The sequence below is a fragment of the Mesorhizobium sp. M8A.F.Ca.ET.161.01.1.1 genome (assembly GCF_004792105.1).
GTDB lineage: Bacteria > Pseudomonadota > Alphaproteobacteria > Rhizobiales > Rhizobiaceae > Mesorhizobium.
The window spans coordinates 430,396-452,366 of the sequence record NZ_SRTD01000004.1; the positions used below are offsets into that span (position 1 = coordinate 430,396).

The window sequence follows — 21,971 nt, forward strand, 5'->3', positions numbered from 1 at the left end:
ATTCGTGCCGATGCGGGTGAAAGCTGGTGACAGCATGGGCCGGTTCGGATAATTCGAACCGGCTGCGGCGAACCGTCGGCCGCCGCACCCGCAACGATCATACTGAAGGAAACGGCATGGCGGATTCGCCCGAAATCGTCGGCTCGCTCGAAGACGTGTCGAAAGCCTATTCGGCAATTCTCTGCGACGTCTGGGGCGTGGTGCACAATGGCGAGTGGCATTTTCCGGCGGCCGCGGCCGCGCTGGCGGCGGCAAGGGCGACCGGCATTCCTGTCGTTCTGATCACCAATTCGCCACGCCGCAGTGCCGATGTCGTGGCACAGATGAGCGTGATCGGCGTTCCGCCGTCAGCCTATGACCGTGTGGTGACCTCGGGCGACGTGACCCGCGACCTGATCGCGGAGGGCCCACGCAAAGTCTTCCACATCGGCGCCGACCGCGATTTGACCCTTTACGATGGCCTCGATGTCGAACTCGTCGAGGAATTCGAGGCCGCCGGCGTCGTGTGCACCGGGCTGTTCGACGACGAGGTTGAAAAACCCGAGGATTATACCGACCTGCTGCGCCGGTTGCGCGCCAGGAACTTGCCATTCATCTGCGCCAATCCCGATATCATGGTTGAACGCGGCGAACGGATCATCTGGTGCGCCGGTGCACTCGCACGCGACTACGCGCAGCTCGGCGGCCGCACGCTGATCGCCGGAAAACCCTATGCGCCGATCTACGAGGTCGCGATGAAGGAGGTGGCCGAGATCCTCGGCCAGCCGGTTGAGCGTTCGCAAATACTGGCGATCGGCGATGGCATGATGACCGACGTCAAGGGCGCGGCCGACAATGGTTTCGACGTCCTCTATGTCTCCGGCGGCATTCACGCCCGCGACTACGGCGATCCATCCCGGCCGGATCCGGCAAGGCTTGGGCTCTTCCTGAAGCGGCACGGCTATCGTCCGGTGGCCGTCATCGCAAGGCTGCAGTAGGTGGCAATGGTCGCGTTCCAGCATCTTGCGACAACCGCGCCGCTGCCCGCCGATCTGCGAGGCGGCGTCGTTGCGATAGGCAATTTCGATGGCGTCCACCGTGGCCACCAGGCCGTTCTCGAACGGGCATTGGCGGAGGCCAAGCGGCGTGGCGTGCCGGCCCTGGTGCTGACCTTCGAACCGCACCCGCGAACGGTTTTCAAGCCTGATTTGCCGCTTTTCGTGCTGACGCCGCCACCGATGAAGGCGCGGCTCTTGTCGCTGCTGGGCTTTGCCGCGCTCGTCGGGCAACCTTTCACGCGCGATTTCGCCTCGCTGTCGGCGGAAGCCTTCGTCACCGATGTGCTGGAGAGGACGCTGGGCATCACCCATGCCGTGACCGGTTTCGATTTCCATTTCGGCAAGGACCGCCAGGGCGGGCCGGCCTATCTGATGGCTGCCGGCGAGCGCCATGGCTTCGGGGTCACACTCGTCGACGCCTTTCGCGACGAAGGCGCCGAGGTGGTTTCGTCGAGCCGCATCCGTGCCTTGCTTTGCGAGGGCGAGGCGGCCGGGGCCGCCGGTCTGCTCGGCTATCGCTTCACGGTGGAAAGCGAGGTTGTCGGCGGCCAACAACTCGGGCGAACGCTCGGCTTTCCCACCGCCAACATGAGGCTTCCGGCGGCAGCCACGCTGAAGGAAGGTATTTACGCCGTCCGCTTCCGGCGCGCCGACGGCACGCTGCACGACGGCGTCGCCAGCTTTGGCCGCCGCCCGACCGTCGACGACAACGGCGCACCGCTCCTGGAAACCTTCGTCTTCGATTTTTCCGGCGATCTCTATGGCGAGACTTGCGAAGTGTCGTTCTTCGGCTTCCTGCGCAGCGAGATCAAGTTCGACGGGCTCGATGCGCTGGTGGCGCAGATGAAGCGCGATGAAGTCGAGGCACGCGCGCTGCTTGGCGGCGTCAAGCCGCTGTCCAGCCTGGACGCCGCGGTGGCGTTCTGAAGCATGACCCCGAAATGGGGGAGGCGAGTTCCTACCTCTTCAATGCAAGACCGACGGCGATGAAGGTCCAGCCCTGGAAGATCAGGTCGATCGCCAGGAACAGTCCGAGCACCCACAGGCTGTTGACCGGCCAGCCCATGGCGATGATCAGGCCCGCGAGCACGCTGATGAGACCCGCCGCGACAATCCAGCCCCAGCCGCGCTCCGGGCGGTGGCTGTAGCCGACCCAGGCCCGCAGCGCGCCGGAAGCGACGAGCGCGACGGCCAGCAGGAAGGTCAGCACCGCCGAGGCCAGCAGCGGATTGTCGAAAGCGAAGAATCCGGCGACCGCATAAAGCAGTCCGCTGAGCAGCCAGTAGAAGAAGCGTCCCCAGGTCTTGACCCCGAAAGCATGCATGATCTCGATGATGCCGGCCACCAGCATCAGCCATCCAACGACATAGACGGAAGCCACCGTGGCGATGAACAGATTGCCGAAGGCGATGCCGCCGAGGATCAGCAGCACCACGCCCAGGCCGACGAACCATCCCCATTTGTCGCGCGTCTGGCCGATCGCGTTCTTCAGAGTATCGCCGTGCAAGGTCATGTCCATGCCTCCATTGAGGGCCGCCAGCATGCAAGGACGTTACCCTCGGCGCCAACCCGCGTCCAGCCGGTCGCGGACGCGATGGTGCAGGCAATGCGAGCCGGTTGTCTCGTCCTTAAATCAAATTTTACCAAAGCCTCGTCAAAGCTGTCGCCGTATCGCGTTAGTGGAGTGGCCATGAGTCCGGTCGGGAAGATTTCTGCAGCCTTGGCTACCGTCATGCTGGCTACGTCAGGCGCGGCCGAGGCCGGCGATGGCGCTTTCGGCTCGCTGTCCGGCGATTGGTATCTGATGGTCGGCGCGACCGGCATGGTGGCGCCCAATTTCGAGGGCGGCAAGAAGTACATGCTGAGCGCCCAGCCCATCATTTCGCTGGGCAAGGCCGGTCCCCAGGCGCGTTTCACGTCCCGCAACGACAATATTTCGCTGGCGCTCGTCGACGATGGCGGTGTCCGTGCCGGCCTGACCGGCAAGTTCCTGTTCTCGCGTGACGACGGCGATGCCGACGAACTCAAGGGGCTGGACCCGGTGCGCTGGGGCGGCGAGGTCGGCGGCTTCTTCGAATTCTACCCGACGGACTGGATGCGCGCACGTGCCGAATTGCGGCACGGCATCCGTGCCCATAATGGCTTTGTCGCTGATATCGCCGCCGATGCTTTCTACGACGTCACGCCGACGGTCAGGATTTCGGGCGGCCCACGCGTGTCTTTTGCCTCGGCGAACTATTTCGATGCCTACTATGGCGTCAACGCGCGGGAAGCCGTGGCCTCGGGGCTGAGCCAGTACAATCCCGGCGGCGGCCTGAAATCCGTCGGCCTCGGCGGCGCCGTGACCTGGAAGGTGACCGATCCGATGACCGCCAGCCTGTTTGGCGAATATTCGCGCCTCGAGGGTCCGGCGGCCGATTCCAGCCTGGTCAAGGAGCGCGGCGACCGCAACCAGTTCATGGTCGGCGTGTCGACCACCTATCGCTTCGACTTCAAGATGTAAGTGAATCGAACGAGACGCTTTATTCCTGCGCTCTTCTCCGCTAAAAGCCCAGCAATGACGAGCTTTTCGCGCCTTCGCGCGCCGACGATACGAATTACCAGCCCGGTGTTCCCGGCAGCCTGAAGGCTGTTGGAGCAGCCGGGACTATTGCGCGCGGCCTCTCGCGCTTTTCCAGATCATCAAGGCATGTCGCCCAGAAGTGGCCCGGTTTGGGAAAACGGCATGCGTATAAAGTAAAATTCCAAGCCGCAAGCCACGTGGCCCGGCATGCACATGGCAGACCAATGACCGACCAAAACCAATCAACGATCGACTATTCCAAGACCCTTTACCTGCCGCAGACGGAGTTTCCGATGCGCGCCGGCTTGCCCGAGAAGGAGCCCGTGCTTGTCAAGCGCTGGCAGGACATGGACCTCTACCGCAAGCTGCGCGAGAGCGCGGCCGGGCGCACGAAATACGTGCTGCATGACGGCCCGCCCTACGCTAACGGCAACATCCACATTGGCCACGCGCTGAACAAGATCCTCAAGGATGTCATCACCCGCTCGTTCCAGATGCGCGGCTATGACTCCAATTATGTGCCCGGCTGGGATTGTCACGGCCTGCCGATCGAATGGAAGATCGAGGAACAGTACCGCGCCAAGGGCAAGAACAAGGATGAGGTGCCGGTCAACGAATTCCGCAAGGAATGCCGTGAATTCGCCGCGCACTGGATCTCGGTGCAGGGTGGCGAGTTCCAGCGGCTTGGCGTCATCGGCGACTTCAAGAACCCTTACACGACCATGGCCTTCCACGCCGAGTCGCGCATCGCCGGCGAATTGCTGAAATTCGCCATGTCTGGCCAGCTCTACCGCGGTTCGAAGCCGGTGATGTGGAGCGTCGTCGAGCGCACGGCGCTCGCCGAGGCCGAGATCGAGTACCAGGATTACGAGTCCGACACGATCTGGGCGAAGTTTCCGGTGGCCAATCTCGTCCTCGCCAGTGTTGTGGACGGGCAGCCGGCGGAGCTCGATCCGAACCTGAGCGGGCGCTCGCTTGACCTGCTGGATGCCCATGTCGTCATCTGGACGACGACGCCATGGACCATCCCTGGCAACCGCGCCGTCAGCTATTCGCCGCGCGTCGCCTATGGCCTCTACGAGGTGACGGCGGCCGAGAATGCGTTTGGCCCGCAGCCGGGCGAGAAGCTGATCTTTGCCGATGCCCTGGCCGAGGAAAGCCAGGCCAAGGCCAAGGTCACGTTGAAGCGCCTTCACGGCATCAGCGCAGAACAGCTTGGAAATCTTGTGCTTTCGCATCCCTTCAAGGGCCTCGGTGGCGGCTACGAGTTCCCGGTTGCGATGATCGCCGGCGAGCATGTCACCGATGATGCCGGCACGGGCTTCGTGCACACGGCTCCCGGCCATGGCCGCGAGGACTTTGATGCCTGGATGGATGCCGCGCCGGCGCTGCGCCAACGCGGCATCGACACCGAGATCCCGTTCACCGTCGACGATGCCGGCTTCTTCACCAAGGACGCGCCGGGCTTTGGCCCGGGCCGCGAAGGCGGACCAGCGCGCGTCATCGACGACAACGGCAAGAAGGGCAACGCCAACCAGGCGGTCATCGACGAACTGATCAAGCGCAACGCGCTGTTCGCGCGCGGCCGGCTGAAGCACAGCTACCCGCATTCATGGCGTTCGAAGAAGCCGGTCATCTTCCGCAACACGCCGCAATGGTTCGTCTACATGGACAAGGACCTCGGTGATGGCACCACGTTGCGCAGCCGCGCGCTGAAGGCGATCGACGAGACGCGCTTTGTCCCGGCCGCCGGCCAGAACCGTATCCGCGCCATGATCGAGGAGCGCCCCGACTGGGTGCTGTCGCGCCAGCGCGCCTGGGGCGTGCCGATCGCCGTCTTCGCCGACGAGGACGGCAACGTGCTGAAGGACGAGGCGGTCAACCAGCGCATCATGGACGCCTTCGAGGCGGAGGGCGCCGACGCCTGGTTCGCGCCCGGCGCCAAGGAGCGCTTCCTCGGCAATCACGATGCCTCCAAATGGCGGCAGGTGATGGACATTCTTGACGTCTGGTTCGATTCGGGCTCGACCCATGTCTTCACCCTGGAAGACCGGCCCGACCTGAAGTGGCCGGCGGATGTCTATCTCGAAGGCTCCGACCAGCATCGCGGCTGGTTCCACTCCTCACTGCTCGAAAGCTGCGGCACCAGGGGCAGGGCGCCTTACGACACCGTCGTCACCCATGGCTTCACCATGGACGAGGATGGCCGCAAGATGTCGAAATCGCTCGGCAACACCGTCGTGCCGCAGGATGTGATCAAGCAGTCCGGCGCCGATATCCTGCGGCTCTGGGTGGTGACGACCGACTATTGGGAAGACCAGCGGCTCGGCAAGAACGTGCTGCAGACCAACATCGATGCCTATCGCAAGCTGCGCAACACCATCCGCTGGATGCTGGGCACGCTCGCCCATGACGATGGTGAGGACGTGCCCCTGGAGACGATGCCGGAGCTGGAGCGGCTGATGCTGCACCGGTTGGCGGAGCTCGACGAGGTGGTGCGCCAGGGCTACGACGCCTTCGAGTTCAAGCGCATCACGCGCGCACTGCTCGATTTCATGGTGGTCGAGCTGTCGGCCTTCTATTTCGATATTCGCAAGGACGCGCTCTATTGCGATGGCCCGTCGAGCGTGAAGCGCAAGGCCTCGGTCCAGGTGGTGCGCCATCTCTTCGACTGCCTGGTGAGATGGCTGGCGCCGATGCTGCCCTTCACCATGGAAGAGGCCTGGCTCGACCGTCATCCCGATGCGGTCTCGGTACATCTCGACCAGTTCCCGCACATCCCTGCGAATTGGAAGAACGAGGCGCTGGCGGAGAAATGGCGCAAGGTCAGGCAGGTGCGCCGCGTCGTCACCGGCGCGCTCGAGATTGCGCGTGCCCAGAAGGTGATCGGCTCCTCGCTGGAGGCTGTACCGGTGGTCACGATCAACGACGCGGCGCTCGAGGCGGCGATATCGGACGTCGACATGGCTGAAATGGCGATCACCAGCGATCTGGTCATTGCCCATGGCCAGGCGCCGCAAACCGCCTTTGCCCTCGACGATGTCAAGGGCGTCGCCGTGGTGGTCGAGAAAGCGGAGGATCGCGGACTGGTCAAATGCGCGCGTTCCTGGCGCTACACGGCCGATGTCGGGCAGGATCCGGAATTCCCGGATGTTTCGGCACGTGATGCCGCCGTGCTGCACGAGTTGAAGGCGCTGGGAAGGCTCTAGTGCCTGTCGCCCAAAAGTGCGCAGCGGTTTTGGGATAAACGACAGGCACCAGATCAAGCGCGTGCCTGTCGCCCAAAAGTGCGCAGCGGTTTTGGGACAAACGACAGGCACCAGATCAAGCGCGTGCCTGTCGCCCAAAAGTGCGCAGCGGTTTTGGGACAAACGACAGGCACCAGATCAAAGAAGTGCACAAATGCCACGCCGAACGGTGGAGATCCGGCCGCGCGTTGCCCTTAACGAGTGGTTGAGGTAAACACGCGAAACTCCGGAAGACAAATTGTCGCCGGATTTCCGTCGCAAGTGCTTGCAAGATGGGGACCGGATACAAAGCCGGTGCGATCGAGAGGCTGTCTAGAGTGGGACTTTTTGGCATGACCGAGAGATATAACGCGCGCCTTGCGCTGTTGGCGCCGCTTGTCGTATCGGGCCTCGCTTTGTCCGGCTGCATGGGCTCTCCGACCTATGGCACCGACAAGACCGCTGCCGAACAGTTGGCCGGCGATCTGACAGGCGCCGTGTCCTTCGCGCCGAAGCACAAGGACCCGATCGACTACAAGCCGCGTCCCACTCTGGTGAAGCCGGCACCCGGCCAGAAGGAAGCGCTGCCTGCCCCGCAGGAAAGCATTCAGACGGCGAACGCCGGCTGGCCCGAGTCGCCCGAGCAGCGCCGCGCGCGCCTGCGCGCCGACGCCACCGCGCACCAGAATGACCCAGCCTACCAGGCGGAGATCGTCGACGACGTGCAGACGGATCCGGCTTCGGTGAAAAGGGCGATGGCTGAATCAGGATCTAGCCACCCGCCGGCGTGGAAACCCGCCGATTCCGACAAGGGCCGCGCTGCCGAGATCCAGCGCCGCCTTGCCGAAAGCAAGCAGGGCGACCCCAATACGCGTAAATATCTCAGCGAGCCGCCATTGCCCTACCGTGTCGCCTCCGATGCCGCGCCCCAGAACGAACTCGGCGAAGACGAGTACAAGAAGGAGCGCCGCCTCAAGGCAAAGGCCGAGGGCAAGAAGGGCGGCTGGTTCGACTGGTTGCCGTCGCTGTAAGAACAGTCGCGCCGCCTTGTCGTGCGCGGCCTTGGCTCAGTCTCGACGCCCCCTGAAAAAATCCTTCAGCAGCAGGCCCGCTTCGGTTTCGGCCATACCCGGATAGATATCGGGTGTGTGATGGCAGGTCGAAGAAGTGAAGAAGCGTACGCCGTTGACCACGGCGCCGCCCTTTTCGTCGGCGGCGCCGAAATAGAGACGGCGCAGCCTGGCGAAGGAGATGGCTCCGGCGCACATGGCGCAAGGTTCCAGTGTCACATAAAGATCGTGGCCGGTGAGCCGCTCGCTCGAGAGTTTGCCGCAGGCTTCACGGATCACTAGCATCTCTGCGTGCGCCGTCGGGTCGGCAAGCTCGCGCGTGCGGTTCCCGGCACTGGCAATGACCGTGCCGCCATTGGCGATCACCGCGCCGACCGGCACTTCGCCGCGCAAGGCTGCAGCTTCGGCCTCCTGCAGCGCCAGCGCCATGAAATCCGGCCTCTTCAAGCGGTTTGTCTTCCCATTATATCCTCGCCACCCGGCGGTGATCCTGTTATGGAGCGCATCAACCCGAAAATCGGACTCGATTTTCGGGAATGATCATGCGCCAAATCAAAAATGCTACAGCGTTCGTTGCGCGCCGAACGGATGTGCCACGCTGTAGCAGCGCAAACGGACAAAGGCCACATGGACGACAACGACAAGAAATCTCCGCGCAAAGGCGGCCCGGGCAGGAGTGGCCCGAAATCGGCAGGTGCACGTGGCCGCGACGCCAGCAAGGGCGGGAAGCCGTCCTTTGGTACGAAAAAGCCTTATGCCCCGCGTGGCGATCGGCCGATGGCCGCCGATGGGGACCGGCCGAAGCGGGACTTCAAGGGCGGTGACAGGCCGTTCAGCAAGGGACCGCGCCCAGAAGGCAAGCCTTACGAAAAGCGCGAAGGCCCGCGCAAGCCCTACGCGCCTCGCGGCGACCGTCCGATGGCGGCCGAAGGCGAGCGCAAGCCTTATGAAAAGCGCGAGGGGCCGCGCAAGCCCTATGCCCCGCGCGGCGAGCGTCCGATCGCCGCCGAAGGCGAGCGCAAGCCTTATGAGAAGCGTGAAGGGCCGCGCAAACCCTATGCCTCGCGTGGCGACCGTCCCATGGCGGCCGAAGGCGAACGCAAGCCTTATGAGAAGCGTGAAGGCCCGCGCAAACCCTACGCGCCGCGCGGCGACCGTCCGTTTTCTGCTTCGGCCGACGGCGGCGAAAAGCGCTTTGACCGTCCCAAGCGTGATTTCACAGATCGTCCGAAGCGGGATTTTGCTGACCGTCCAAAGCGCGACTTTGGAGGCGACAGACCCAAGCGTGATTTCGGTGATCGGCCCCAGGGTGCATCGGGCGGTGGTTTCAAGCCACGTCCGCGACCAGCCGAAGGAACCGAAGAAGCCGGCGAGCGCATCGCCAAGCGGCTGGCACGCGCCGGGCTCGCCTCGCGCCGCGATGCCGAGGAACTGATCGCCGCCGGCCGCGTCAAGGTCAATGGCCGGGTGCTGGCCTCGCCGGCGTTCAACGTCATGCCCAATGACATCATCCATCTCGACGGCATGGAAATCCCGCCGATCGAACGCACGCGCCTGTTCCTGTTCCACAAGCCGGCCGGCGTCGTCACCACCAACCGCGACCCCGAAGGCCGCAAGACCGTCTTCGACGTGCTGCCGGCCGAGCTGCCGCGGCTGATGACCATCGGCCGGCTCGATATCAACACTGAAGGCCTGCTGCTGCTGACCAATGATGGCGGCCTGTCGCGCGTGCTCGAACTGCCGGCCACCGGCTGGCTGCGCCGCTACCGCGTGCGCGTCCACGGCAAGGTCGAGGAAAGCGCGCTCGCCGGCCTGCGCGATGGCATTGCCGTCGACGGCGTCTTCTACGGCGCCATCGAAGCCAGCCTCGATCGCGAGCAGGGCTCCAATGCCTGGCTGACGATCGGCTTGCGCGAGGGCAAGAACCGTGAGGTCAAGAACATCCTCGGCGCGCTCGGCCTCGACGTCACGCGGCTGATCCGCATCTCCTACGGCCCGTTCCAGCTCGAGGATCTCCCCGAAGGTCATGTGCTGGAGATCAAGGGCCGAGTGCTGCGCGACCAGCTTGGCGAGCGCCTGGTCGAGGAATCCGGCGCCAATTTCGACGCCGAGATAACAAAACCGTTTTCCAACCAGCCCGTGCGGCGCACCGAAGTCCGCGAGGCCGAGCCCGAACGGCCGAAGTTTACGCGAGACGGCGAGCGACGGCCGATCGGCGAGGGCGGGCTGATCAAGAACCGCAAACGCCGGGAAGGCAGCCGCGACGAGGCGCTCGGCAAACTGTCGACGAGTCCCGACAGAGGCGAGAGAGCAGAAAAGAGCTTCGGCGATCGCGGTCCGCGACCGGAGCGTGGCGGCTTTGGCGATAAGCCGCGTGGAAGTTTCGGCGACAAGCCGCGCGGCGGATTCGGTGACAAGCCTCGCGGCGGCAAGAAATCCGAACGCGAGCAACGGCCGATCGAGCCGCCCGGCCAGCGCAAGGCCAATGTCTGGATGGCGCCGGGAGCCCGGCCGATCGGCAAGGGCAGGGCGGAGGCCGATGCGGCCAAGGCGGCCGAGAACAAAGCGCGCAAGGCCTCGTTCAAGCCGTCATATGGCAAGCCCGCCGACAAACCAGGCGGTGCGAAGCCATTCGGCAAGCCGCGTGGCGAGCGTCCAGGAGGCGCCGGTGGCGGTGAGCGGCCGCGCGGCGGCCCCAAGGGTCCCCGCACAAGATGAGAATCGTCGGCGGTGAGTTTCGCGGGCGTCCGCTGGCGACGCCCCGCAGCAGCGCTATCCGCCCGACGACCGACCGGACCCGCGAGGCCGTCTTCAACGTTCTGGCGCATCGCTTCGCCGGGCAAGTGGAGGGCGCGCGCGTGCTCGACCTGTTCGCCGGCACCGGCGCGCTTGGTTTGGAAGCCCTGTCGCGCGGGGCATCCTATGGCGTGTTCATCGAGGAATCGGCCGAAGGCCGGGGCCTGATCCGCGACAATGTCGAGGCCTTCGGCCTGACCGGACGCACCAAGATCTTCCGCCGCGATGCAACCGGCCTTGGCGAGGCGGGCACGCTGGCGCCGTTCGGTCTCGTCTTTGCCGATCCGCCCTACGGCAAGGGCCTTGGCGAGCGCGCCCTGCGGTCCGCCAAGAATGGCGGCTGGCTGCGCCCCGGCGCGCTCTGCGTGGTCGAGGAGACGGCGGCGATTCCCTTCCAGCCAGGCCCGGGCTTTTCCGTGCTTGATGAGCGCAACTATGGCGAGACCGTCATCCGCTTCATCGAGGCTGCCTGAATAGGCCCGCTTTCAGCAGTGGCCTCTTTGCCGCCGCCTTTGACGGCAAGATGACCAACAATTCACTTTGCTTGTCGCCAGCGCCTTGCCTATCGTCGCTGCATGAAAACCGGAGCCATCGATGACATCCAGGACTGAATGGCTGCGGCCGGCGCTGCTGGCGACCTCGCTGGCCTTGTTCATCGCCGGCCCTGTCCTGGCCGACAGTTCTGCGTCGCCCAAGACTCTGCCGGCCGAGTTCAAGGTCACGGATTTCCTGCTCGACAACGGCATGGAAGTGGTCGTCATTCCCGATCACCGCGCGCCGATCGTCACCCATATGGTCTGGTACAAGATCGGTAGCGCCGACGAGCCGCCGGGCAAATCCGGCATCGCCCATTTCTTCGAGCATCTGATGTTCAAGGCGACAGCTCATCACGCGGCCGGCGAGTTCGATCGCGCCGTCTCCGACATTGGCGGCTCCAACAACGCCTTCACCTCCTATGACTACACCGCTTTCCACGAGACGGTGGCCCCGTCGGATCTCGAGCTGATGATGAGCTTCGAAGCCGACCGCATGCGCAACCTCATCCTCACCGACGACGTCATCAAGACCGAGCGCGACGTGATCCTGGAGGAGCGCCGCTCGCGCATCGACAACAATCCGCAGGCCGTGCTCGACGAGGAGGTCGATGCCACACTGTGGCAGAACCAGCCCTATCGTATCCCGGTCATCGGCTGGATGCAGGAGATGGAGCAGCTGAACCGCACCGACGCCGTCGCCTTCTACAACAAGTACTACCGGCCCAACAACGTCGTGCTGATCGTGGCCGGCGACGTCGAACCGGAAACGGTGAAGGCGCTGGCCGAGAAGACCTACGGCAAGGTGGCCCGCGGGCCGGATCTGCCGCCGCGGGTGCGCCCGGTCGAACCGGAGCAGAATACCAGGCGCACCGTCACGCTCTCCGACGCCCGCGTCAGCGTGCCGAGTTTCTCGACACAATGGGTCGTGCCTTCCTATCACACCGCCAAGCCGGGTGAGGCCGAAGCGCTCGATCTGCTCGCCGAGATTCTCGGCGGCGGCAACCGCAGCCGGCTTTACCAGGCGCTTGTCGTCAAGCAGGGCATCGCTTCCAGCGCCGGCGCTTACTTCCAGGGCACCATGCTCGACGACACCAATTTCACCGTCTATGGCGCGCCGCGCGGCGACGCCAAGCTGGCCGACGTCGAAGCCGCGGTCGATGCGGAGGTGGCGCGCCTCGCCAGCGACGGCGTCACATCGGATGAGCTCGAAAAAGCCAAGGACCGCTATGTCAGGTCGATGATCTTTGCCCGCGACAAGCAGGATTCCATGGCCAACATCTATGGCTCGACGCTCGCCACCGGCGGCAATGTCCAGGACGTGCAGCAATGGCCGGATCGCATCCGCAAGGTCACAACCGACGAGGTCAAGGCCGTGGCCGCGCGCTATCTTGTGCCGGCCCGCTCGACGTCAGGCTATCTCTTGCCGCAGCAACAGGCGGGGAATTGATGATGATGAACGAGCATCTCCGCGCTTTTCCTTCTCCCGCAAGGGGAGAAAGGAAGGCCCTGCACGCCCTCGCGACCCTCTTCCTCTCCATCCTCTTCCTGGTCCTGCCGGCGCTTTCCGCCCGCGCCATGGAGATCCAGTCCGTCACCTCGCCGAAGGGCGTCACGGCCTGGCTGGTCGAGGACTATTCCGTGCCGGTTGTCGCCATCCGCCTCGTCTTTGGCGGCGGCTCGACTCAGGATCCGCCGGGCAAGGAAGGGCTGGCCAATCTGATGACCGGTCTGTTCGACGAAGGCGCCGGCACTCTCGATTCGGAAGCTTTCCAAATCAGGCTCGACGATGCCGGCGCCGAGATGAGCTTCGACGAGACCCGCGATGGCATCTACGGCTCCATGCGCATGCTGGCCGAACAGCGCGACGAAGCCTTCGACCTGTTGCGGCTGGCGGTCAACGAGCCGCGCTTCGATCAGGCGCCTATCGACCGCATCCGCGCCCAGGTCCTGTCCGGCATCATCGCCAACGAAAACGACCCAGACACGGTGGCGCAGAACCGATGGGCGCGCGCCGTCTATGGCGACCACCCCTATTCGCGCTCCGATCAGGGCACCAGGCAGAGCGTCGCCGCCATCACTCAGGCTGATCTCAAGGCCCTGCACAAGGCGGTATTCGCGCGCGGCGGCCTGCATGTCGCCGTGGTCGGCGCCATCGACGCCGAGACGCTGAAGAAGAAGCTGGACATGGTGTTCGGCGATCTGCCGCCGAACCAGGCGCTCGCCCCTGTCGGCGATATCGAGCCCAGGCTGGCGCAGCATATCGAGGTCAATTACGACCTGCCGCAGACCTCGCTGCAGCTCACGTGGCCCGGCGTGAAGCGCACGTCGCCGGATTTCTTCCCGGCCGCGCTGATGAACGAAATCCTTGGCGGCGGCACCTTCACCTCGCGCCTGTTCCAAGAGGTGCGCGAAAAGCGCGGGCTGGCCTACAGCGTCAATTCCTCGCTGGTAAACCAGGACCACGCCGACGCACTGATCGTCACCACCGGAACGCGTTCCGACCGCGCCGCCGAGACGCTTGGCATCGTGCGCGACGTCGTCAAGCGGCTGGCCGAGGACGGCCCGACCGAGGCCGAACTGGCGGCGACCAAGAAATATCTGATCGGTGCCTATGCCATCAACAATCTGGATTCGTCGAGTTCCATCGCCGCGACGCTGGTCGAGCTGCAGCTCGACGATCTCGGCATCGACTACATGCAGCGCCGCAGCGGTTACATCAACGCGGTGACGCTGGATCAGGTCAAGGCGGCGGCGAAGAAGCTGCTGACGGCGGAGCCGACCATCATGGTGGTCGGGCCTCCACTGGCGGGAGCCGGCAAGGGATGAGCCCGACCTTTGGCATCGCTTTCGGCGGCGGCGGCGCGCGCGGCCTGGCGCATATCCATGTCATCGAGGCGCTGGACGAGCTTGGCATCAAGCCGGTGGCGATAGCCGGCTCGTCGATCGGCGCCATCATGGGCGCCGGCATGGCCTCCGGCATGACCGGCAAGGATATCCACGACTATGCCCGCTCGATCCTTGGCCGCCGCGCCGAGGTGGCGAGCCGCATGTGGCGGGCGCGGCCGGGCACGATCGCCGAGGCCATGCAAAACGGCATCCGCGTCAGCCAGTTCAATGTCGAGCGCATCCTCAAGGCGTTCCTGCCCGAGGCCATTCCTGAAACCTTCGCCGAATTGAAAATCCCGCTGAAGGTGACGGCGACGGACTATTTCGGCCACAAGCTCGCTGTCTTCGACGACGGCGACCTGCACTCGGCCCTTGCCGCTTCGGCCGCCATTCCCGCCGTCTTCCGCCCGGTGACGCGCGACGGCAGGCTGCTGATCGACGGCGGCATCTACAACCCCGTGCCGTTCGACCTGATCGAGAAGGATGCCGACATCATCATCGGCGTCGACGTGGTCGGCGCGCCGGAAGAGGCCGACCGCAAACAGCCGACCTCAGTCGACCTGATGTTCGGCGCCACGCAGCTGATGATGCAGTCGATCATCGCCAACAAGCTGAAACAGTGCCAGCCCGACATACTGGTCCGCCCGGCGGTGTCCAAATACCGGGTGCTCGATTTCCTGAAGATCGACGCCTTGATGAACGAGACGGCGGACATCAAGGATCGGCTGAAGCGGGAGGTGGAGAAGGTGGTGGAGGCGCGGCGCGGGAAGGGGAAGCGCGCGGCTGGGTGATACTTCTGGGAATGCGCCAGTCGGGCTCGAGCACAAGCGGCCGCTCAAGGCAGTGCGGGGCGCTCATTTATGAACATGCGCAGGCTTTTCCGGCTCGGTGCTCAACGCGCGAAGCGACGTTTAATGCGATCGACCACTGCACGTATGGGAGCGGATGCGCGCCAGGTCGTGCTGGATATTATGGCGGCCAAGTGGCTCTGCGCGTCCTGGCTTGCCTTTCGCATGCATTCAGTCTCTTCGATCAGCTTTGAGTTGTCAGAATTCAGCCGCTCTATTTCGGCATGGATTGTTGGAGAGTGCACCTTGGCAATGTGAGACCACAGCTGCCGTTGCGATCGATCCAGGTAGGTCTCCCGGTCCAATGCGTGAGGTTGAAGCCGATCTCGGACCGCAGATGCCAGACGGCCGAGGCCGATGACGGCGACTGTGTCGGGAAGGATTACTGTTTCGTGCGCGATGCCGAGATGATCGAGAAAGCGTTCCGCATTGACAATCGCGTCCGCGATCAGGTTAGCGTCGTGGAAGGAAACGATGCAGTCCGGCTTCATAAGTGGCAAAACGCCGACAAAGTCCGAAAAACAGGCCCTGGTCGTGTGCTCGCCGTCTATCAGCGCAAGCGTGGCCTTGGAGTCAACCGCGTCGGCGCGCACATCGGAAACGTCGCTGTCAATTGTGGTAAGCTTGGCCATCGCTGCGGAGGGGACATAGTCCGACAGCACGGAGATCATTCGAGCCGCCGAGTTTTCAGGATAGTGAAAAATCTGGGCGCGTTCGTCAGGCTGCGCCTTGGGTCGCGGGTCGACCGATATCACCGCCCTGCAGGCTGGATCCATCAGGTGCGGCACCAGGCTTCCCCCGAGGTGAGAGCCGATCTCGAGGTAGACATACTGGCCAAGCACCGACCGGGCGAAGTTCTGCACCCGCAGGAAGCTCTTGCGGTCACTGAGGGTGCTCTCGGTCTTGATCTGGAAAACGGCAATGTCGAGCGTTTCGATCATGCCCATCGCTTGATCGGCGGTTGGCATTGAGGTGGCTCCCTGGCACTGGGTTGCGGCTCGCTTGCTCGGTGCTATTGGCTGGACCGTCGCAAAATGATTATAGCTCCGTTGCACTTTCGCTCGAAGTCCGCAACAGCATATCTCGAAACACCTCGAAAGGTCGACGATGAACCGCCTTTATACAGATCTGCTGATCAAGATCATTGCCAATACAATTTATGGCTCCGGTTCGCAGGTCATGGATCCCTCGAAGGTTGGCCAGTCGACACCGTTCAATCGCGAGGATCGGCTCAACGGCCGCGATTGGCCGACGGTTGCCCATTCGATGGCGGGCATCAAGCGGCTGACCAATCTACGTGACCTCGTCCAGCGCGCCATCGATGAGAACGTCCTTGGTGATTTCATCGAGGCCGGGGTCTGGCGCGGCGGCTGCTGCATCCTGATGCGCGGCGTGCTGGCCGCCAACGGGATCACGGACAGGAAGGTCTATGTCGCCGACTCGTTCGATGGTCTGCCGCCGCCCGATCCTGAGAATTTTCCCGCCGACCGGGGCGACAGGTTGCATGAGTTCCGCCAACTGGCGATCGACCAGGGACAGGTTGAAGCGAATTTTGCCGCCTATGACCTGCTGGATGACCAGGTGGTCTTCGTCAAAGGTCTGTTCGGCAACACGCTGCCGGGTCTGGAAGCCGGTCCCTTCGCCTTGATCCGGCTGGACGGTGATCTATACGAGTCGACGATGGACAGCCTTGAAGCGCTCTATCCAAGGCTGTCGCCAGGCGGTTTCGCGATCATCGATGACCTGGCACTTCCGACCTGCCGGCAAGCGGTCGAGGAGTACCGCGCACGCAACCACATCACCGCGCAGATGCACGAGATAGACTGGACAGGCGGTTGGTGGCAAAAGTCAGTTGCCGACACCTGAGCCACGGAGGCGCGATGAAGCAGGACCTCGTGTCAGTCGTTGTTGTTGCCTACAACATTCCCCGAGAACTACCCCGAACGCTGCTTTCACTCGCATTGCCCTATCAGCAAGGCGTGACGGCCGACGACTACGAGGTCATCGTCGTCGACAACGGATCACCATCTGCGGTCAGCGAAAGCCTTATCGCGGAATATGGGCCGAACTTTCGCCTGCTGCGCATGGATGACGCGTCACCCTCGCCCGCGGCAGCCGTCAATCGTGGAATTATGGAGGCGAGGGGAGACAAGATCGGCGTGATGATCGACGGCGCGCGGATGGTGACGCCGGGTTTGGTACATTTCGCTCGCATAGGCCTTGGGATGGCGCCGACGGCGGTCGTGGCCGCGCCTGGCTGGTATCTTGGAAGCGACGTCCAGGCGAACGCCGCCGGGAATGGCTATACAAAAGCCATTGAGGATTTGCTCCTGCAATCGATTCGATGGCCAGAAGATGGGTATCGGTTGTTCGAGATCGGGACCATGGATGAATCGTCGGTCGATCCATGGTTCTCGCCAATAGCCGAAGCCAATGCTCTCTTCATGAGTCGGGACAACTGGCAGGCGATCGACGGCATGGACGAGCGCTTCGGCCATCCGGGCGGCGGCCTTGTCAACCTCGACACGCTCGAGCGTGCGATGGGGTTGCCGCACGCTAAGCTGATCCTCACCCTCGGAGAGGCCACATTTCACCAATTGCATGGCGGGGTGTCCACCAACGCAACCATTGAACAACAGCGCAAGAACTGGACCGCCTGGAAGGCCGAAAGGGATGCCCTGCGGGGACCGGGAGACCTTACCCTTCATGTTCCTTCGGCATTCGTGGGCTCGCTGCCCCAATCGATTCTGCCGCACCTTGCGCGCGCTACAATTGCGACCCCATTCCGGGCCGCGCCTGCCGTTGCCGCAGGCTTCAGGGCGCAATTAATGCCGTTGGAAGAAGACGTGCCGACGGACCACACAGCAGCAACGCTGGTCGGTTTGGCCAAAGGACAATTTCAGCTCGGGAATTACCGAGCGGCAGCGGACATCCTTCGCATGGCAAGCGCCACCTCGCCTGTCGAGCTTGGAGCGTCGCGCCTTCTTTCGTTCGCCGGCATTCTTGCCCGGCATGACCCGGTTCGAGACGCGGCCTATTTTACCGCCATCGGTGATGCGTACCTTGCCATTGGCGAGAACGAGAAGGCTGAGGTTCAGTACCGCAGGGCGTTGGACCTCAACTCCAATGCCATAGGCGCCCATACCGGACCTGCCGGCATGCGGATGGAGGGGCCTTCCTATCATGACTGGCTGGAGCGTCTTTACGCGGAGCTGAAACCCGACATCGTGATGGAGATAGGCATCTGTAACGGCATGTCGCTTTCCAGTATCAAGGCTCCGACGCTCGCAATCAGAATCGATCCCAATCCGCGCATTACGGCAACCCTCAGTGCGGAAACACATATCGTTCCGGAAACCAGTGATGCCTTCTTCGAGCGCGGCGGAGCGGATGCGTTGCTGGCTGGCCGCCCGGTCGCCATCGGGCTCATCGACGGCTTGCACAGTTTCGACCAGGGGTTGCGCGACTTTGCGAACCTCGAACGCCACTGCGACCGTGGCTCGGTGTTGCTCCTGCATGGTGCGGCTGCGTTGGATGAAGCGCCGCAACAGGTTCCACCAGTCACCCAATTCCACCGTGGTGATGTCTGGAAATTGGTTTCGGCCCTAAGGGCTTTTCGCTCCGAACTTGACGTCTTCACCATCGCCACGCCGGGGACCGGCCTCACCGTGGTGGCCGGCTTTGGGGGCGGCAGATACGATCGTTCATGGATCATCGAAGCGGGCAAACATTTTGCAAACATGGATTCTCCCGAGATCGAGGCAAATCCAGCGGGTGCGCTTTGCTTGGTTGCAAATGAATGGGAGCCGGTAATCGCGCGGCTCAAGACCAACTTAGCCGGAAAAAAGAGCAGGAAACCACGATCAAAACAGGTGGCGGCATTAAATCGCGAGGTCGAGGAGGTCACAATGGGTGGATTCTTACATCAGTACTTTTTGAATAACAGCGGCAAGGAAATGTACAAATGGATGCACTATTTTGACGTGTACGAACGTCACTTCGAGAGGTTCAGGAATAGACAGCCGGTCGTTGTTGAAATCGGCGTCTACAAAGGAGGCTCGCTCGAGATGTGGCAAGCTTATTTCGGCGAAGGGGCGCGGATTGTTGGAGTCGACATCGACCCTGCCTGCAAGACACACGAGTCGGAGCAGATTGAAATTTTCATCGGCAGTCAGGACGATCCCGATCTACTCGATCGCGTCGTCGAGAAATATGGCTCCATCGATATCGTCATCGATGATGGCAGCCATATCATGGACCACGTTATCGCGACGTTCGAGCACCTCTACCAGCACGTGCAGCCGAACGGAGTGTATTTGGTCGAAGACACGCATACGAGCTATTGGGAAGACTATGGCGGCGGGCTTCGCAGGCCAGGTTCGTTTATGGAATTCGTCAAGGGAAAGCTCGACGAGATCAATGCCCACCACGTGCGCGGCGAGATGCCAGCGAATGCGTTCACCAATTCAACGAATTCAATCTCCATCTATGACAGCATCGTCGTGTTTGAAAAACGGCCGCAAGCCAAACGACAGTCCCTGACGACCGGCAAGGCGTAGGGTCGCGCCTGACTGTGAGTCAGCAACGGCTTTTCGTCCGAAATTGCATCGAAGAACAGATGAAGCGGTTTCCGTGAATGATTGAACGGCCGGGTCTGAGCAGGGCAGGGCACTCCGGTCCGATCAAACTCCCTCAGTCCTTCGCCCGCTCCACATAGGACCCGTCGGCGGTCATCACCACCACGCGGGTGCCAGGCGCGATGTGCGGCGGCACGGTGGTGCGCACGCCGTTGGAAAGCACGGCCGGCTTGTAGGAGGACGACGCCGTCTGGCCCTTGGTCGTCGGCTCGGTGTCGACCACTTCGAAGGTGGCGCGCTGCGGCAGCACCAGGGCGATCGCGATGCCGTTGAACTGCGACACCTGCACCGGCATGCCTTCCTGCAGATAGGGGGCTGCGTCGCCGACCACGGCTTCCGTCACCGCCACCTGGTCGTAGGTTTCCGGGTTCATGAAGTGATAGCCTTCGCCGTCGGCGTAGAGGAAGGTGTGCTCGCGCTCCTCGACATAGGCACGCTCCACCTGCTCGGTGGTGCGGTAGCGCTCCGACACCTTCACCCCGTCGCCGATGCGCCGCATGTCGAGCTGGGTCACGGGCGTGCCCTTGCCTGGGTGAATGTTTTCGGCAAAGAGGATCACATAAAGCTTGCCGTCCTTGTCGACGACATTGCCTTTGCGGAGCGAACTGGCGATGACTTTCACCACGGTTTTAAATCCTGCAAGAGTTGACTGGCGTTTGCCGGCTTGTGCGGCGCTGGATGGGGGCCTAGCGCATCTTGGCGCGAACCGCCAGCCCCCCAATGCGAACTGGCATGGGGCGAACTGGCATGGGGCGAACTGGCATGGGGGGCGAACTGACATGGGGCGCACCGCCATGCCTTCAATCCGCTCATGACCGCCGCGTCGCCCTGGTGGACGCCGCATGTCCACGCCGATCGCCGCCCGCGCCTTATGCTGCGCAACAAGCTGACGGCGGCCTTGCGCGACTGGTTCGCCGGTAACGACTTCATCGAGGTGGAGACGGCGGCGCTGCAGGTCTCGCCCGGTAACGAGGCACATCTGGCGGCTTTCGCCGCGGAATCGGTAGGGCCGGATGGCGTCCGCTCGCCGCTTTATCTCCACACCTCGCCGGAATTCGCCTGCAAGAAACTGCTTGCCGCGGGGGAGCAGCGCATTTTCAGCCTGGGTCCGGTCTACCGCAACCGCGAGCGCGGTCCTTTGCACCATCCCGAATTCACCATGCTCGAATGGTACCGGGTGGGCGAAACCTACGAAAGCCTGATGCGCGACTGCGCCGATCTGCTGGCGCTGGCCGCGACACGGGCAGGGGCCACGCGCTTTTCCTTCCGTGGCCGCGATTGCGATCCGTTCGCCAAACCGGAGCGGCTGACCGTGGCGGACGCCTTCAGCCACCATGCCGGCATCGATCTGCTGGCCACGGTCGCCGTCGACGGCGGCACGGACCGGGACGCGCTTCATGCCGCGCTGGTCCAAGCCGGACTGCGCACCGCGCCCGACGACACCTGGGCGGATTTGTTCAGCCGCGTGATGGTGGAAAAGATCGAGCCGTTCCTCGGGCAGGGGCGGGCGACCATCCTGTGCGAATATCCGGTCGCCGAGGCGGCACTGGCCCGTCCGAGTCCCGGGGATCCGCGTGTTGCCGAGCGGTTCGAACTCTATTGCTGCGGTGTCGAGCTGGCCAACGGCTTTGGCGAGTTGACCGACGCGGCCGAGCAGCGTCGGCGTTTCATCATCGAGATGGATGAGAAGGAGCGCATCTATGGCGAGCGCTACCCGCTGGACGAGGATTTCCTGGCGGCCCTTGCCGTCATGCCGCAGGCCAGCGGCATCGCGCTCGGATTCGACCGCCTGGCGATGCTGGCGACCGGCGCGCAGAAGATCGAGGACGTTATCTGGACACCTGTTGCGGCATCTTGAACGAGAGGCCGCTACCAGGCCCTCATTTCAATGCGCGAAAATCTGCTCCAGTGAACGAAAACCCTTGAATTCCAGGGCGTTGCCCGACGGGTCGCGAATGAACAGCGTCGCCTGTTCGCCGGGCTCGCCCCTGAAGCGGACCATTGGCCGCTCCAGCCAGTCTATGTCGTCGCGCGCTTCCAGCCGCGCCGCCAGGCGCTGCCAGTCATCCATTAAGAGCACGGCGCCGAAATGCGGAATCGGCACCAAAATGCCGTCGACCTTGCCGTCACTGGCGGCTTGCGCGGCCTGCGGCCGCAGATGCGCCGACATCTGGTGGCCATAAAGGTCGAAATCGACCCAGGTCGCCGACGAGCGGCCGATCGCGCAGCCCAGCACCTCGCCATAGAAAGTTCGGGTTTCATCGAGATCACGAACCGGAAAGGCAAGATGGAAAGGCGTCATGGCGAAGGCTCCAGATAGGCAAAAACTGCGGCGTCCGCTCCTGGCGGGCGCTTCGATGGCGATTTGGTC

At 63.3% G+C, this 21,971-nt stretch carries 18 protein-coding genes; 13 read left to right on the forward strand and 5 right to left on the reverse strand.

The features are described 5' to 3' along the window. Positions 1-116 precede the first annotated feature (116 nt). Positions 117-977 carry a TIGR01459 family HAD-type hydrolase gene (locus EN804_RS13675; protein ID WP_135919775.1) on the forward strand — a complete coding sequence of 287 codons (861 nt, stop codon included), beginning with the start codon at positions 117-119 and terminating at the stop codon, positions 975-977. 6 nt (positions 978-983) lie between these two features. Further along, positions 984-1,964 carry a bifunctional riboflavin kinase/FAD synthetase gene (locus EN804_RS13680; RefSeq protein ID WP_135919877.1) on the forward strand — a complete coding sequence of 327 codons (981 nt, stop codon included), beginning with the start codon at positions 984-986 and terminating at the stop codon, positions 1,962-1,964. Between the two features lie 31 nt (positions 1,965-1,995). On the opposite strand, the gene EN804_RS13685 is transcribed toward EN804_RS13680, so the two are convergent. After that, complete coding sequence (locus tag EN804_RS13685) at positions 1,996-2,550, reverse strand: HdeD family acid-resistance protein (RefSeq protein ID WP_127869696.1); 555 nt, start codon at positions 2,548-2,550, stop codon at positions 1,996-1,998. A gap of 177 nt (positions 2,551-2,727) precedes the next feature. Here EN804_RS13685 and EN804_RS13690 point away from each other — a divergent pair, with 177 nt between their 5' ends. The 3 genes from EN804_RS13690 (at position 2,728) to EN804_RS13700 (ending at position 7,858) form a co-directional block, all read left to right on the forward strand. Continuing rightward, complete coding sequence (locus EN804_RS13690) at positions 2,728-3,540, forward strand: MipA/OmpV family protein (protein WP_135919777.1); 813 nt, start codon at positions 2,728-2,730, stop codon at positions 3,538-3,540. 284 nt (positions 3,541-3,824) lie between these two features. Next, positions 3,825-6,809: an isoleucine--tRNA ligase gene (gene ileS, locus EN804_RS13695; RefSeq protein WP_135919779.1), complete on the forward strand. Its 2,985-nt coding sequence runs from the start codon at positions 3,825-3,827 to the stop codon at positions 6,807-6,809. A 371-nt stretch (positions 6,810-7,180) separates the two neighbouring features. Continuing rightward, complete coding sequence (locus tag EN804_RS13700; RefSeq protein WP_127276750.1) at positions 7,181-7,858, forward strand: hypothetical protein; 678 nt, start codon at positions 7,181-7,183, stop codon at positions 7,856-7,858. Between the two features lie 36 nt (positions 7,859-7,894). Here EN804_RS13700 and EN804_RS13705 read toward each other — a convergent pair whose 3' ends face one another. After that, positions 7,895-8,344 carry a nucleoside deaminase gene (locus EN804_RS13705; RefSeq protein WP_127276748.1) on the reverse strand — a complete coding sequence of 150 codons (450 nt, stop codon included), beginning with the start codon at positions 8,342-8,344 and terminating at the stop codon, positions 7,895-7,897. Between the two features lie 180 nt (positions 8,345-8,524). On the opposite strand from EN804_RS13705, the gene EN804_RS13710 reads away from it, so the two are divergent. The 5 genes from EN804_RS13710 to EN804_RS13730 all read left to right on the forward strand — a co-directional run bounded on the left by EN804_RS13710 (position 8,525) and on the right by EN804_RS13730 (position 14,906). After that, positions 8,525-10,615 carry a pseudouridine synthase gene (locus tag EN804_RS13710; RefSeq protein WP_135919781.1) on the forward strand — a complete coding sequence of 697 codons (2,091 nt, stop codon included), beginning with the start codon at positions 8,525-8,527 and terminating at the stop codon, positions 10,613-10,615. Beyond that, positions 10,612-11,166 carry a 16S rRNA (guanine(966)-N(2))-methyltransferase RsmD gene (gene rsmD / locus EN804_RS13715; RefSeq protein ID WP_135919783.1) on the forward strand — a complete coding sequence of 185 codons (555 nt, stop codon included), beginning with the start codon at positions 10,612-10,614 and terminating at the stop codon, positions 11,164-11,166. Before EN804_RS13710 ends, rsmD begins: the two co-directional genes overlap by 4 nt. A gap of 121 nt (positions 11,167-11,287) precedes the next feature. After that, a complete protein-coding gene (locus EN804_RS13720) occupies positions 11,288-12,676 on the forward strand; it encodes a pitrilysin family protein (RefSeq protein ID WP_127869692.1) in 1,389 nt (462 codons plus the stop codon). 2 nt (positions 12,677-12,678) lie between these two features. Continuing rightward, on the forward strand, positions 12,679-14,055 hold the full coding sequence (locus EN804_RS13725) for a pitrilysin family protein (protein ID WP_135919785.1): 1,377 nt from the start codon (positions 12,679-12,681) through the stop codon (positions 14,053-14,055). Further along, positions 14,052-14,906 carry a patatin-like phospholipase family protein gene (locus EN804_RS13730; protein WP_135915391.1) on the forward strand — a complete coding sequence of 285 codons (855 nt, stop codon included), beginning with the start codon at positions 14,052-14,054 and terminating at the stop codon, positions 14,904-14,906. Before EN804_RS13725 ends, EN804_RS13730 begins: the two co-directional genes overlap by 4 nt. A gap of 101 nt (positions 14,907-15,007) precedes the next feature. On the opposite strand, the gene EN804_RS13735 is transcribed toward EN804_RS13730, so the two are convergent. Next, a complete protein-coding gene (locus tag EN804_RS13735) occupies positions 15,008-15,931 on the reverse strand; it encodes a class I SAM-dependent methyltransferase (RefSeq protein WP_135883601.1) in 924 nt (307 codons plus the stop codon). A gap of 139 nt (positions 15,932-16,070) precedes the next feature. Here EN804_RS13735 and EN804_RS13740 point away from each other — a divergent pair, with 139 nt between their 5' ends. Together EN804_RS13740 and EN804_RS13745 are read left to right on the forward strand one after the other, a co-directional pair. Beyond that, positions 16,071-16,829: a TylF/MycF/NovP-related O-methyltransferase gene (locus EN804_RS13740; RefSeq protein WP_135883602.1), complete on the forward strand. Its 759-nt coding sequence runs from the start codon at positions 16,071-16,073 to the stop codon at positions 16,827-16,829. Positions 16,830-16,843: 14 nt separating this feature from the next. Beyond that, the gene (locus tag EN804_RS13745) at positions 16,844-19,522 is read left to right on the forward strand and encodes a CmcI family methyltransferase (RefSeq protein WP_135883603.1); all 2,679 of its coding nucleotides are present in this window, start codon (positions 16,844-16,846) and stop codon (positions 19,520-19,522) included. Between the two features lie 133 nt (positions 19,523-19,655). On the opposite strand, the gene efp is transcribed toward EN804_RS13745, so the two are convergent. Next, positions 19,656-20,225: an elongation factor P gene (efp, locus tag EN804_RS13750; RefSeq protein WP_127276735.1), complete on the reverse strand. Its 570-nt coding sequence runs from the start codon at positions 20,223-20,225 to the stop codon at positions 19,656-19,658. Between the two features lie 186 nt (positions 20,226-20,411). Here efp and epmA point away from each other — a divergent pair, with 186 nt between their 5' ends. Continuing rightward, positions 20,412-21,458, forward strand: coding sequence for an EF-P lysine aminoacylase EpmA (epmA, locus tag EN804_RS13755; RefSeq protein WP_135919787.1), 1,047 nt, complete (start codon positions 20,412-20,414; stop codon positions 21,456-21,458). Between the two features lie 27 nt (positions 21,459-21,485). Here the strand turns inward: epmA and EN804_RS13760 are convergent, their stop codons facing one another. Continuing rightward, positions 21,486-21,902 carry a VOC family protein gene (locus EN804_RS13760; RefSeq protein ID WP_135919789.1) on the reverse strand — a complete coding sequence of 139 codons (417 nt, stop codon included), beginning with the start codon at positions 21,900-21,902 and terminating at the stop codon, positions 21,486-21,488. Positions 21,903-21,971: the final 69 nt, after the last annotated feature.